This window comes from Clostridium grantii DSM 8605, assembly GCF_900129965.1.
Lineage (GTDB): Bacteria > Bacillota > Clostridia > Clostridiales > Clostridiaceae > Clostridium_AF > Clostridium_AF grantii.
In genome coordinates this window covers 254973-269161 of record NZ_FQXM01000002.1, presented here as the reverse complement: position 1 = coordinate 269161, position 14189 = coordinate 254973, and the positions used below count along the sequence as shown (strand labels likewise).

Below are 14189 nucleotides of genomic sequence, written 5' to 3'. Positions count from 1 at the left end.
TAAAACAGCTGAATTTCTGGCGAAATTCAGCTATAAGTTAATTTTACTCTTCTCCATGCACCATATCATGTAAATCATCTGAATGTTCTTCAAAATCCCATGCATCATAACCATTATTTTTTCTATAATCATTTATAGCTTTGTGAATTGCCTCTTCTGCCAAAACAGAACAATGCATTTTAACTGGAGGTAACCCATCTAATGCTTCAGCAACAGCTTTATTAGATAATTCCCAAGCTTCTTCTACTGTTTTACCTTTAATCATTTCTGTTGCCATACTTGAAGAAGCAATAGCAGATCCACATCCAAAAGTTTTAAACTTTATATCTTTTATGATATTATCTTCAACTTTTAAATAAATTTTCATTATATCTCCACATTTAGCATTTCCGACTTCTCCAACACCATTGGCGTCTTCCAATTCTCCAACATTTCTTGGGTTTCTAAAATGGTCCATTACTTTTTCACTATACATAATTAACGCTCCCCTCTTTCTTTTAAAAATTCTTCCCAAAATGGTGACATTTCTCTTCTTCTTGAGATAATCTTTGGTAATTCATTAATAACATAATCTACATCTTCTTCCGTAGTTTGTTCCCCTAAACTTAATCTTAAAGAACCATGTGCAACTCCATGTGATAAACCTATGGCTAATAACACGTGTGATGCCGACAAATCTCCTGAAGCACAAGCACTCCCCGTAGAAGCATTTATTCCTATATCATCTAAATCTAATAATAAAGTTTCACCTTCAACACCAACAAAGCTTATATTAACATTACCAGGTAATCTTTCATCTCCAGTAGTTCCATTTAATTTAGCATGTGGTATCCTTTGTAATAGTTCATTAATTAATTTTTCTCTTAATTTAGTTAGTCTTTCACTTTCTTGTTCCATAGATGAACGAGCAATTTCAATAGCCTTACCCAAACCTACAATTCCTGGTACATTTTCAGTAGTACCTCTTTTTCCTTTTTCTTGCCCTCCACCATGTATTAAGTTTTCTAGCTTAATACCTTTTTTAACGTAAAGCGCACCTACTCCCTTTGGGCCATAGAATTTATGAGCCGCCAACGATAACATATCTATATTCATCTCATTAACATCAATAGGTACATGAGTTATTGCTTGAACAGCATCCGTATGGAATAAAATCCTCTTTTCCTTACAAATTGCACCTATTTCTTTAATAGGTTGAATTGTTCCAATCTCATTATTAGCAAACATTATACTAACTAAAACAGTTGTTTCTTTTATACTGTCTTTTAATTGTTGAAGATTTATAACTCCCATATCATCAACATCTAAATAAGTAACCTCAAATCCATTCTTTTCTAAAAATTTCAAAGTATTTGTTATAGCATGATGTTCAATCTTTGAAGTTATTATATGGTTTCCAGTATATTTTTTTGAATATGCAATTCCTTTAATAGCCCAGTTATCTGCTTCCGCCCCGCCGCTAGTAAAATAAATCTCATTTTTATCTGCATTAATGGTCTTTGCTACTTCTTCTCTTGCTTTATCAATTGCTAATTTGTTTTTATATGCAAAGTTATAAAAAGATGATGGATTTCCATAATACTCTGTAAAGTATGGTATCATTTCATCCAAAACTTCTTTTTTTGTAAATGTTGTTGCAGAATAATCTAAATAAACTCTATTTTTCATATTTTCACTCCTCTTTATGTATCATTGAAAGATAATCATTTAACATATCTTGTAAAGTTATAGACTTTGTAACATCGTCTATACTTTTCTTAATTTTTCCCCAAAGCAACCTTGTGGCACATACTTCACTATTATTACATTCAGAATTATCAAGGCAATCTGAAATTTCAACCGGACCTTCTAAGACCTCCATTATATCCCAAACTGAAATTTCAGAAGCTTTTTTTCCAAGAATATATCCCCCTTGCGCACCCCTGATACTTTTAACTAATTTTGCTTTACGTAATAAAGCAAAAAGTTGTTCTAAGTAGGATTCAGATATATGTTGTCTTTCAGAAATACATTTTATGGATATAGGGTTGTCTTTTGAATTATAAGCAATATCAAGCATAGCTTTAACTCCATATCTTGTCTTAGTAGATAATTTCATTTTCCCACCTCTCAATTCCTAGTATTTAACTCTACTTTACTTTTAAAGCTATCATATCAAATCACAGTAAAATTGTCAACTTTATTTTTGATTATTTTTTAACATTTCTAAAAATAATTTTATAGCATTTTCAAATTTGTTTTTACCCGGTTTATAATAAGATTTGTTTTTAAAATTTTCTGGTAAGTATTGCTGTCTTACATAGTTATTTTCATAATTATGTGGAAATTTATAACCTACTGCTCTATTTAACTTGTTAGCTCCTTCATAGTGCCCATCTTTTAAATACGAAGGTATATCCTCTACTTTTTCATTATCCAAATCAGTTAGCGCTTGATCTATAGCTAAAATAGCAGAATTTGATTTAGGACTAGTTGCTAATAAAATTGTTGCTTCTGCTAGTGGTATTCTAGCTTCTGGCAACCCTAATTGAAAAGCTACATCAACGCAACTCTTTACAATTGTTATGGCATTTGGATAAGCTAGACCTATATCTTCAGCCGCTATAACCATCAATCTCCTACAAATTGATTGTAATTCTCCTGCTTTTATTAATCTAGCTAGATAATGAATAGATGCATCAGCATCACTACCTCTAATAGATTTTTGAAAAGCACTCAAGCAATCATAATGATTATCTCCATCTTTATCAAAGTTGAAAACTTTTTTTTGAGCACACTCTTTTACAATTTCGATATCTACAACTATAGTATTATCTTTATTTACTGGTGTGGAATAAACACTTAATTCAAGAAAATTTAGTGCTTTTCTCATATCCCCATTACACAAATCTATCAAAACTTCCAAAGCATTGTTCTTTATTTCTATATTTATATTTTCAAAATCATTTTGTATTATTTTCACTGCTCTTTCCATTGCTTTTTTAATATGCTTTTCTTCTAGCATTTTGAATTCAAAAATTGAAGATCTGCTAAGAATGGCATTATATATATAGAAGTATGGATTCTCAGTAGTACTAGCAATCAACGTTATAGATCCATTCTCCATAAATTCCAACAAAGATTGTTGTTGTTTCTTGTTAAAATTTTGAATCTCATCTAAGTAAAGAAGAACCCCATTGCATCCCATAAAAGTGTTTAACTCATCAATTATAACTTTTATATCCTTTACAGAAGCATTAGTAGCATTTAACTTGTAAAATCTTTTCTTCGTTTGCTTTGCTATTATATTTGCAACAGTTGTCTTTCCAGTGCCTGGTGGCCCATAAAAAATCATATTGGGAATTATATTTGATTTTACAATCCTATCTAAAATTTTACCTTTTCCTAAAATATGTTCTTGACCAACTACTTCCTCAATTTCAAGAGGTCTAATTCTATCCGCTAAAGGTTTTCTCATGAATTTCCTCCCCCTTATCAATAAATTTAAAGACAGCAACCATTAAAGTTGCTGTCTTTATAATTATCTAATATCCATATCATTTGGGTTAAAGTCAATACACAAAATATACTTTTTCCCATTGGTAGTTTTAAATACTTCTGAAATAGTTACACACAAATTCCCTGTTGCAAGGGAAATATAAGCTTCCGTAATATATTTTTTCAAAGCCATATTTTTCAAATAATAATAGTATTTCTTTAAAGAATGATCTGTTTTTATTTTAGCTGGTTGGAAAATAAGTGCCTTATGTGATAGCATATTTTTATACTGAGTAACAGTATTTGTTACTTGTATACCCTCATAATCTAAAACATATATACATTCAAATTCACTATATCGTTGAGATAGTTCATTTAATTGAATATCAAAACCTTCTTCATTAACTAAAGATAACATTTTAATAATTTCTTTTATAATCTTTTCATATTTCTTGTGATTAGATTTTTCAAAATTAATTTTATCTTCCATATACATCATATAACTAAATGCAATTTTATCTAATTTACCTGTAATTTCTTTAATGGATACTTGATCAAATTTATTATACTCACCAAAATAATCACCAGTTAGCATATCTGCTCCTAGCTCCATTGTTGTTAAAGCTCTTTCTTCCGAATTAATTCCATCCGCAATTACTAAAGCTCCGATACTCTTGCTTAAATTAACTAATGATTTAAATACTTCTTGTTTGTAGTAATCTTCTTCAATAAAATTAGTTATGTTTTTACTAATAATAATAATATCAGGTTCAAAAAATGATATTTTGTCTAGGTTTGCAAAACCAGATCCTATACCGCTTAAAGATACTAAAAATCCTCTACTTCTATAGTCTATAATAAAATCTTTAACTGCCTGTACATTTTTAAATTTTTCTCCTGTAATGTTTAACACTACGTTTTCAGGTTTTAAATTATATCTTTTAATTAAATTTAAGATTAAACCTGATCCTACATAATCAGAAATAACCGATAAATTTATATCAATAAATAATAAGGTATCCATAGTATTGATTATTGAATTGGAATAAATTTCTACAGTTTTTTCTCTATATTTTCTCTCAATAGCTATTATTTGATCCTTGTCATCTACATTTTTAATTATGTCTTTCATAGAAACTATAGAATTTTCATTTAGCATACCTAAATTTTTTGATTCAAAACCCACATTTTTTCTATTTATAATAGAAACAATAGGTTTAAAAGAAATTTGTAAATCATCACTGTCTATTACATCATTAAATACAAGTTTTTTCTCATTCAATTAAAGCACCTACCTTAATTAGTCTTCTATTTCATTAATTTATTATATACTATTCTTTATTTTACATATAATAGAGTAACTTTTCAAGTGAATTTGAAACTAAAAATTTAAAAATATTATAATTTTGTATATTCGTCTAAATAATAATACCAATTTTAATATTCTTATAAAATATTGACAAGGAAGTATATTCATAATATACTTTGATTATCAAATATTTTGACTTTCAAAATTTATGTGATAAAAGGAGTAGATTAAATGAAATTACCGAAATTAAAAATAGGTGAATTAGTAGCAAATATACCAATAATTCAAGGTGGCATGGGTGTTGGTGTTTCCAAAGCAAATCTAGCCTCTGCTGTTGCTAAAGCTGGTGGTATAGGTGTTATTTCCGCTGTTCAATTAGGTTATGACGAAGCTGATTTTGAAACTAACTTTAAAGCAGCCAATATACGTGCTTTAAAAAAAGAAATAAAAAAAGCTAGAACTTTAAGCCCCAATGGTATTCTGGGTGTTAATATATTAATGGCCGCAAAAAATTATGAAGAGGTAGTAAAGACAGCTGTGGATGAAAAAATTGATTTAATCATATCTGGCGCAGGTCTTCCAACCGATTTACCAAAATTCGTGAAAAATACAAAAACGAAAATTATACCTATTGTTTCTTCTGCAAAAGCTGCAAGTGTTATCACTAAGCTTTGGTTAAAAAAATATAATTATATTCCTGATGCTATAATCGTTGAAGGAAAAGAAGCTGGTGGACATTTAGGTTTTACTTTAAAAGAATTAATGTCTTCTTCTGCAAAAAATCTTAGCGAAATAGTAAAAGAAGTTATTTCTATTATTAGCAATTATGAAAAAGAATATAATAAATCCATTCCTGTAATAGCTGCAGGTGGAGTTTTTACTGGTGAAGATATTGCTCATTACTTAAAACTAGGTGCTTCTGGTGTTCAAATGGCTACATCATTCGTTGCAACCGAAGAATGTGATGCTCATATCAATTTCAAAAATGCTTATATTAATTGTGAAAAAGATGATATTCAATTAATAAAATCTCCTGTTGGTATGCCCGGTAGAGCTATTAAGAATAAATTAGTTGAATCATTAGCCATTGATAGTATTCCTGTGACAAAATGCTATAATTGCTTAAAAACATGCAATCCAAAAACAACAGATTTTTGTATTTCAAAAGCTTTGATAAGTGCTGTTAAAGGAGATGTAGAAAATGGTTTGGTTTTTGCTGGCAGTAGCGCCTACAGATTAACAGAAATTAAACCTGTGGCTAAATTACTTGATGAATTGGTAAATGAAGCAGAAACTTTTTTCTAAAATTTAAAGATAATTCAATATCTTTAATTACCATAATTGAGTTTAAACCTAAAAGAGAAGCTAGCTTCTCTTTTTTTCTTGCTTATTACTTTAATATATATTAAGATTGATGAATACACCGCATAGATAGTACCAAATTTCAAATACTATTTGGAATCACAAAAAAAATATCCAGGAGGCAATATGAGAAATATAAAACTAACAATGGAATATGATGGCAACAAATATAAAGGATGGCAAAAATTAGGTGATAGCAATAATACCATCCAATATAAATTAGAAAATTCTTTATCTTCAATTTTAGGAGAAGAAATTAATATAATAGCTTCTGGGAGAACAGATGCTGGAGCTCATGCATTAAATCAAGTTGCTAATTTTCATTGCACTAATGGTATTTCCCCTTCTAAATTGATTCATAAAATCAATTCTGCTCTACCAAATGACATTTTAGTAAAATCAGCTGAAGAAGTTCCATTAAATTTTCATTCTAGATATAATGCTACTAGAAAAACTTATACTTACAAAATAGATAACGGACTTTTCCCTGGTGTATTTAATACAAAATTTTCTCACCATGTTAAAGACCCTTTAGATATTGATAAAATGAGAAAGGCCGCATCCTACTTAATAGGCAAAAGAGACTTTCAAAGTTTTACAGCTTTAAAATCAAGCAAAAAATCAACTGTAAAGGAATTGTACTGTATAGAAATAGAAGAGAAAAATAATCTTATCGAAATTTCTTACACAGGCAACTCTTTTCTTTACAAAATGGTTAGAATATTAACAGGAACCTTAATAGAAGTAGGTTTAAATAAAATCAAACCAGATGATTTAATTAAAATTATTAATGCTAAAGATAGACAGGAATCTGGACATTTAGTACCTGCTCAAGGTCTTCATCTTATATCTGTTGAATATTAATATTCTGCATTTAAAATAACTTATATAAAACAAAAGGGCGTAGAATTAATCTACGTCCAAAATTTCTTTAAAGGTTTTAATTACATAATCAATATCTTTTTTTGAAACCCAATAATTAGTTACAAATCTCATTTCTCCATTCTCTTCTCCATTGATTTTTACTTTTTTTGAATAAAACTCTTCAACTAATTTACAAGATGAGTAGTTTGTATCTTGCATATTAAAAAACACCATATTTATATGTATATCATCATTTACAGTTATTCCTGGTATTTTAGAAAGTTCATTTGCTAAGTATTTAGCATTCTCATGATCAACAATAGGTTGATTAATCATTTCTTTTAAAGCCACAAGTCCTGCTGCCGCTAGTATACCCGATTGTCTAAGCCCTCCACCCATTAACTTTCTGTTTTTCTTAGCTTTACTAATAAACTCATTGTTTCCCGCTAGAATTGACCCAACTGGGGCACAAAGTCCCTTTGATAAACAAAACATTATCGAATCAGCATAACCACAAATTTCACTTGGTTTCACTTTTAAATATGCAGAAGCATTAAATAATCTTGCTCCATCTAAATGAACTGAAATATCATTTTCTTTTGCTATATTGTAAATACTTTCCATTTTTGTTAATGGAATTACTCTTCCACTAGAATGAGCATTCTCAACACATATCAAAGATGTACCTGGATAATGAATATCATCAGATGCCTTTCTAATCTTTCTTTTAACCTCCATAGGGTCTATCATACCCTTAACACTGTTTAAAGTCCTTAATTGTACGCCTGCAATAACAGAAGATGCTCCAACTTCATGAGCTACTATATGACAATCATCCGCTAATATGACTTCATCTCCTCTATTGCAGTGTGTAAATAAAGCTAATTGATTACCAAACGTTCCGCTTGGTACAAAAATAGCTGCCTCTTTTCCACATAATTCAGCTGCATATTGTTCTAATTCCTTCATAGTAGGATCATCCCCGTAAACATCATCTCCTACTTCTGCTTTAAACATAGCTTCCCTCATTTTATCTGTTGGGTTAGTTACTGTATCGCTTCTCAAATCTATAAATGCCATAAAAATCCCCTATCTTTCCTTTTTATTTTTTACTTGTGAATTTAATTAATTTAAACAAATTACTTCAACTATTATTATATTACATATTTTTATTTTTTCAAATTAATTAAATAGAAAAGTAAAATTCTCAGTAAAGAACCACATTCTGGCCATTTACTGAGAATTTAATATTATTTTTAATTTTATCTTTTTATAAACATCTGTGTCCAATAAAGTCTTCCAGCACTATCTTTTGCAACTCCTACTCCAATTTCAGCATAAGAAGTACTTAAAATATTACTTCTATGCCCTGGTGAATTCATCCAACTTGTCATTACACTTGAAGCAGAATTCTGTCCATAAGCTATATTTTCTCCAGCTGCAGTATATTGCATTCCAAAATCCTTAATCATTTGAAATGGAGAACCATAAGTTGGAGATGTGTGTGAAAAATAATTTTTATCAATCATATCTTGAGATTTATATCTTGCAATTCTAGAAAGTTGCCAGTTTATTTTCAATGAAGAGAGTCCTTGTTTATTTCTTTCCACATTTACTAATCTAGCCACTTCATTTTCTAAATTCTTAATATCATCCAGATTAGGTACTCTCAATATTTGGCCTGGGTAAATCAAATCTGGATTAGAAACCTGAGGATTAACACTCAGCAATTCTGAAACTCCAACCTGATACTTTAAACAAATTTTCCAAATAGAATCTCCTGATTTAACTGCATAATCAAAAGTATTTGTTTCCATGCTCAAAGCAACTACCGGAGATACTAAAAGAAAAAATAATACTAGAGAAATAATATAAGTTTTTGAAATGATTTTCTTCATATGTTCTACCTCTTTCTTTTATTTTATAAAGATAGTATTTGTATATTTTTAAATTTTATTTTTATTATTTTTGGGTAAACTAAATTTATAAAACAAGAATTCAAAAATATGGAGGATAATCATTTGAAAAATTTACAAGGAACAAAAACTGCCGAAAATCTTTCTGCTTCTTTTGCTGGAGAATCTCAAGCACGTATGAGATATACTTATTACGAATTATTAGCTGAAAAGGATAATCACAAACATATAGCTTCAATTTTCAGAGAAACTTCTGAAAATGAAAGAGCTCATGCTAGAGTGTTTTTTAATCACTTAATTAAGGGCTTAGGTAAATCCCATATAAAAGTAAATGCAGACTATCCTATAGCATTTGGAACCACCGAAGACAACTTACTAGCTGCTGCAGAAGGAGAAAAAGAAGAATGGGGAAATTTATATCCTAACTTTGCTAAAATAGCAACAGAAGAAGGTTTTCCAGAAGTCGCAGATTCATTTACCGAAATACTTTCAATTGAAAAAGGTCATGAAAAAAGATATTTAGATTTGCTTGATGCTTTAAAAAATGGCACTTTATACAAAAAGGAAGCTCCTCAATATTGGAAATGTAGAAATTGTGGTTATATTCATATGGGGTTAGAAGCTCCTGCCGTTTGCCCTGCTTGCAAGCATCCACAAGGTTTTTTCGAAGTTATGTTTAATTTTCCAATCAAATAAAAAAACCCTTACGGGTTTTTTTATTTGATTGAATTATTTTTTTATTTGAGGCTTTATTGCATCTTCAATTTGTTTCATCAAATGTTCTTTACTCATGTTTTCTATATCATCAATTGAATTTAATACCTTCATTATTCTATACTTAACATTCTCATCATTTAATTTTATTTTTTCATTGATATATACTTTTTCAGCAACATCAACTATTCTTGATTTGTACCCTTTGCTATCTAGTAATTCCTTAAATGTGGTCATTGCTGTATCTGAACCATGTACTAAATAAATTTCTTTAGGTTTTACCATCAAATGTTCAACCCAATTCATTAATCCTTTTTGGTCTGCATGTCCAGATAAACCATCCAAGTTATATATACTTGCATTAACTGCCACTTGCTCACCAAATATTTTAACTTTTTTGTTACCACTGGAAATAGCTCTACCTAGAGTTCCTTCAGCTTGATAGCCCACAAATACTACTGAACACTCTTTTCTCCACAAGTTATGCTTTAAATGATGCTTAACTCTTCCAGCTTCACACATACCACTAGCCGAAATTATAACAGCTCCCTTTTGGATTTTATTTATTTGTGCCGAGTCCCCAGGTGAATTTGTAAAAACTAAACCTTTAAACTTAAGAGGGTCATCACCTATTTTTATAAGTTTCTTAGCTTCTTCATCAAAGTACTCACTCATACTTTCATAAACTACTGTTGCCTCAGATGCTAATGGACTATCAACAAAAACAGTTAAATCATTTAATTGTTTCGTTTCCACATATTTATTTAAAGCATACAAAATTTCCTGAGTTCTTCCCACTGAAAAAGAAGGTATTACAACATTTCCGCCTTTATCAAATGTTTCTTTAATAATATTTACAAGTTCCTTTAAAGACCAATCAATATTACCATGAAGTCTATCTCCATAAGTAGTTTCCATAATTAAATAATCAGCATAATTAATAAATTCCGGATCATTTATAATTGGCTTATTTATATTTCCCAAGTCACCTGTATACACAACTTTTATTTCTTCATCATAATCTTCTTTTATATACATTTCTATTATTGCTGAACCCAGTAAGTGACCTGCATCCCTAAACCTAATCTTAAATCCATCAAAAACCTCAATTATCTCATCATACTTATAATCTTTAAACAAATACAAAGAAAGTTGAGCAATTTTTGAAGTATATAAAGGTTCTATTGTTTCTAATCCCTGCCTAATTCTTTTTCTATTTTTCCATTCAATTTCACTTTCCTGAATATAACCACTATCCGGCAGCATTATTTTACATAATTCTTTTGTAGCTTCTGTGCATAAAACTTCGCCTTTAAATCCCTTTTTATATAAATAAGGAATTCTTCCACTATGATCTATGTGTGAATGACTTAGTATAATATAGTCAATCTTCTTTGGATCAAAATTAAAAACCTCATTGCCTCTTTCTTGCTCATCTTTGCCTTGATAAAGTCCACAATCTAACAATATATTTTTATTATTAATTTTAAGTATATGACATGATCCTGTAACACTTTTAGCTGCTCCATAAAATTCAATTTTCATAGCAATCACCTGTCCTTAATAATTATGATAAATTTAAAATCGACTTTATTTTATTGGTTATGTATTTCTTCTTTGCTTTTATATACAGTTTTTTTAGCTTCTTCCTTTTCCTTTTGGATTAATTCCTCATTAACCACTTTATTCCAGTCCACGTAAATTTGGAACAAACTCACCACATCTTGTTCATTATACAATAGAATTCTATCTTTCTTTTCTTGTGGCATTCTATTCATATAATCACTATCTTTCATAACTTTGCAAAATGTTTTTGCTAAGTTTGAACCACTTATTACATTACTTTCTCTTTCGATATCAAAAAGCTTTTCTAAATTCTTTAATCCAATATTTTTTCCAATTACATTTTCGTACTCTCTTTGCAAATCAATATGTTTATAATAGTCTTCAATAACATAATCAACATTATTTTTTTCTAACAAGTAATTAATCACAGTAAAATCATTATTACCTGAAAAAGTAACAATGTACTTTTTCTTTTCCTTAGTATACATATTTTGGAAATATTTTTTTGCTAAATCCAAAATGTCTAAGGACTCTTTTTTATTTTCTATCATGTATTGAGTTACATTTATTTCATTTTTTTTCTTATCATAATAGCAACATCCAAAAACTCCTATACAAATAGGTTTTCTATAAACATAATGCTCCAGATCAAAGAACAATGCATCCTCAAATACTTCTTTCTCACCTTCTACCTCTAATACATTTTTCAAAAAATAGTCGTCTACTTGAATCTTATTTTCTCTTATTATCATTTTTTCACTCTTTCTAGTATAAAAACAAAATTAAAAATTTTTTTAAATTAATTCCATATCCTTTATCTTATCAGTTTTTTAACTATTTTACAAACTATATTAGAAATAATAACAAAACATTATTTTAATTGACAAGTCTTCTCAATTAAGCTATAATGTTATTGAGAATGAGTTTCATGGTTATCTATTCATAATTAGGAGGCGTTTTATATGAGTTTAGTAGATTTGAATCCTGGTCAAAATGGGATTATTGAAAATATATTATGTGATATGAAATTATCAAAAAGATTACAAGCTTTGGGTTGCATCGAAGGAACCGAAGTATGTATTAAAAATAGAGCACCTTTTGGAGATCCTATCATAATAAATATTAGAGGATTTGATTTAGCTATTCGTAAAAAAGATGCTATTCACATTAGCTTAAAGGAGATTACAGATGGTAACTGCTGCATTAGTAGGTAACCCCAATGTGGGAAAAACCACTTTGTTCAATTATTTAACTGGTTCTAATCAATATGTTGGTAATTGGGCAGGTGTAACTGTAGAAAAAAAAGAAGGTCTTCTTAATAAGGATATAAAAATAGTGGATTTGCCTGGAATTTATGCAATGGATACATTTTCTAACGAAGAAAAAGTATCAAAACAATTCCTAGAAGATGAGAATACAGATCTAATTATTAATATTGTGGATGCCTCAAATTTGGATAGAAATTTATATTTGACAACTCAATTAAAACAATTTGGTAAACCTATAATTCTAGTTTTAAATATGCTAGATGTTGCCCATTCTAAAGGTTTAAATATTGATACAAAAAAATTATCATTAAATCTAGGTGTTACTATTGTTTCAATGTCAAAAAATAAAGAAGATAAAATTAGTGAATTAAAAAATCTTTTAATAAATAAAAATTATTTTAGTGAAATAGATGAAAGAAATTACAACTTTGAGAGTGAAAAAAAGACTTATGCGTATATTGAGTCTATTTTAGAAGAATGTATTGAAACTTCTAAGGATAATAAAAGAAATGTGACTGAATTTTTAGATAGCATTATTTTAAATAAATTTTTAGCTTATCCAATCTTTTTATTCTTAATGTTTTTAATATTTAAATTTACATTTAATTGGGTTGGACAACCTTTATCAGATGGAATTGCTTATATTATAGACGATTTATTTGTTCCTTTTATAGAAAATCTACTTTCTTCAAGTGATGACTGGTTTAAATCATTAATTATAGATGGAATTATAGGTGGTGTAGGCTCAGTAATTTCATTGTTACCCTACATACTAACATTATTTTTTGGAATATCAATCCTTGAAGATAGTGGTTATATGGCAAGAACTGCTTTTATAATGGACAAAATAATGCGTAAAATAGGATTATCCGGAAAAGCTTTTATCCCTATGATAGTTGGTTTTGGATGTTCTGTTCCTGCTATAATGTCTGCAAGAACCTTAGAAAGCGAAAAAGACAGGAAATTAACAGCTTTATTAGTACCTTTAATGTCCTGTAATGCTAGAATACCTGTATATGCTTTGTTTGCAACTATATTTTTCAAAGGTAGAGAAACTTCAATGGTAATTTCTTTATATGTTTTAGGTGTGTTGGTTGCATTCATAATAGGATTATTATTTAAAAATACTTTATTCAAAAAAGATGAAGAGCCTTTTATAATAGAACTTCCTTCCTATAAATCCCCTGAATTAAAAAGCTTATTAATGCATACTTGGGAAAAAGGAAAAGGATTTTTGCAAAAAGCAGGTACAATAATATTCTCTGTATCAGTTGTAGTATGGTTATTGTCAAATTTCAGTTTTTCTGGAATGGTCACAATAGAAGACAGCTTGCTTGCTTCTTTCGGTAAATTATTGGTACCAATATTTAAACCTCTAGGATTTGCAAATTGGCAAAATGCTGTAGCTTTATTAACTGGCTTAATGGCAAAAGAAGTAGTTGTATCAACTTTAGGTGTTCTTTATGGAAATAATCTTACTGAGATTTTACCTTCAATTTTTACTACTGCATCTGCTTACAGTTATTTAGTATTTATATTATTATACACTCCATGTGTATCTACTATTGCTGTAATGCAAAAAGAATATGGTAATAAAATGGCTATTTTTTCCGTGTTTTACCAATTGATATTGGCATGGATTGGTTCTTTTATAGTTTATAATTTAATTACTTTATTCTTATAGCAATATTACTATTCAGATTATAAACATTA

General features: G+C 28.9%; 14 protein-coding genes. 5 read left to right on the top strand and 9 right to left on the bottom strand.

Annotated features, from left to right (window positions below; genetic code table 11):
* Positions 1-43 precede the first annotated feature (43 nt).
* The 5 genes from nifU to BUB83_RS01155 form a co-directional block, all read right to left on the bottom strand.
* The gene (gene nifU / locus BUB83_RS01175; RefSeq protein WP_073336511.1) at positions 44-478 is read right to left on the bottom strand and encodes a Fe-S cluster assembly scaffold protein NifU; all 435 of its coding nucleotides are present in this window, start codon (positions 476-478) and stop codon (positions 44-46) included.
* On the bottom strand, positions 478-1668 hold the full coding sequence (gene nifS, locus BUB83_RS01170; protein ID WP_073336141.1) for a cysteine desulfurase NifS: 1191 nt from the start codon (positions 1666-1668) through the stop codon (positions 478-480). The genes nifU and nifS overlap by 1 nt, the downstream gene beginning before the upstream one ends.
* Before the next feature lie 4 nt (positions 1669-1672).
* On the bottom strand, positions 1673-2098 hold the full coding sequence (locus tag BUB83_RS01165; RefSeq protein ID WP_073336139.1) for an RrF2 family transcriptional regulator: 426 nt from the start codon (positions 2096-2098) through the stop codon (positions 1673-1675).
* 81 nt (positions 2099-2179) lie between these two features.
* The gene (locus BUB83_RS01160) at positions 2180-3457 is read right to left on the bottom strand and encodes a replication-associated recombination protein A (protein ID WP_073336137.1); all 1278 of its coding nucleotides are present in this window, start codon (positions 3455-3457) and stop codon (positions 2180-2182) included.
* A gap of 63 nt (positions 3458-3520) precedes the next feature.
* Positions 3521-4759: an EAL domain-containing protein gene (locus BUB83_RS01155; RefSeq protein ID WP_073336135.1), complete on the bottom strand. Its 1239-nt coding sequence runs from the start codon at positions 4757-4759 to the stop codon at positions 3521-3523.
* Positions 4760-5017: 258 nt separating this feature from the next.
* Here BUB83_RS01155 and BUB83_RS01150 point away from each other — a divergent pair, with 258 nt between their 5' ends.
* Both BUB83_RS01150 and truA read left to right on the top strand, forming a co-directional pair.
* Positions 5018-6091: an NAD(P)H-dependent flavin oxidoreductase gene (locus BUB83_RS01150; protein ID WP_073336133.1), complete on the top strand. Its 1074-nt coding sequence runs from the start codon at positions 5018-5020 to the stop codon at positions 6089-6091.
* Between the two features lie 183 nt (positions 6092-6274).
* Complete coding sequence (gene truA / locus BUB83_RS01145; RefSeq protein ID WP_073336131.1) at positions 6275-7012, top strand: tRNA pseudouridine(38-40) synthase TruA; 738 nt, start codon at positions 6275-6277, stop codon at positions 7010-7012.
* Between the two features lie 45 nt (positions 7013-7057).
* Here truA and ltaE read toward each other — a convergent pair whose 3' ends face one another.
* Complete coding sequence (ltaE, locus tag BUB83_RS01140; RefSeq protein WP_073336128.1) at positions 7058-8092, bottom strand: low-specificity L-threonine aldolase; 1035 nt, start codon at positions 8090-8092, stop codon at positions 7058-7060.
* 182 nt (positions 8093-8274) lie between these two features.
* Positions 8275-8910 carry a SafA/ExsA family spore coat assembly protein gene (gene safA / locus BUB83_RS01135; RefSeq protein WP_073336126.1) on the bottom strand — a complete coding sequence of 212 codons (636 nt, stop codon included), beginning with the start codon at positions 8908-8910 and terminating at the stop codon, positions 8275-8277.
* A gap of 123 nt (positions 8911-9033) precedes the next feature.
* Between safA and rbr the strand changes: the two genes are divergently transcribed.
* A complete protein-coding gene (gene rbr, locus BUB83_RS01130; protein ID WP_073336124.1) occupies positions 9034-9624 on the top strand; it encodes a rubrerythrin in 591 nt (196 codons plus the stop codon).
* Positions 9625-9657: 33 nt separating this feature from the next.
* Here rbr and BUB83_RS01125 read toward each other — a convergent pair whose 3' ends face one another.
* On the bottom strand, positions 9658-11187 hold the full coding sequence (locus tag BUB83_RS01125) for an MBL fold metallo-hydrolase RNA specificity domain-containing protein (protein WP_073336122.1): 1530 nt from the start codon (positions 11185-11187) through the stop codon (positions 9658-9660).
* A 50-nt stretch (positions 11188-11237) separates the two neighbouring features.
* Positions 11238-11960 (bottom strand): ribonuclease H-like domain-containing protein, encoded by a 723-nt coding sequence (locus BUB83_RS01120; protein ID WP_073336120.1) that lies wholly within the window; start codon positions 11958-11960, stop codon positions 11238-11240.
* Positions 11961-12170: 210 nt separating this feature from the next.
* Between BUB83_RS01120 and BUB83_RS01115 the strand changes: the two genes are divergently transcribed.
* Together BUB83_RS01115 and feoB are read left to right on the top strand one after the other, a co-directional pair.
* Entirely contained in the window at positions 12171-12422 is a 252-nt protein-coding gene (locus BUB83_RS01115; protein WP_073336118.1) for a FeoA family protein, read from the top strand.
* Entirely contained in the window at positions 12397-14160 is a 1764-nt protein-coding gene (gene feoB / locus BUB83_RS01110) for a ferrous iron transport protein B (protein WP_073336116.1), read from the top strand. Before BUB83_RS01115 ends, feoB begins: the two co-directional genes overlap by 26 nt.
* Positions 14161-14189: the final 29 nt, after the last annotated feature.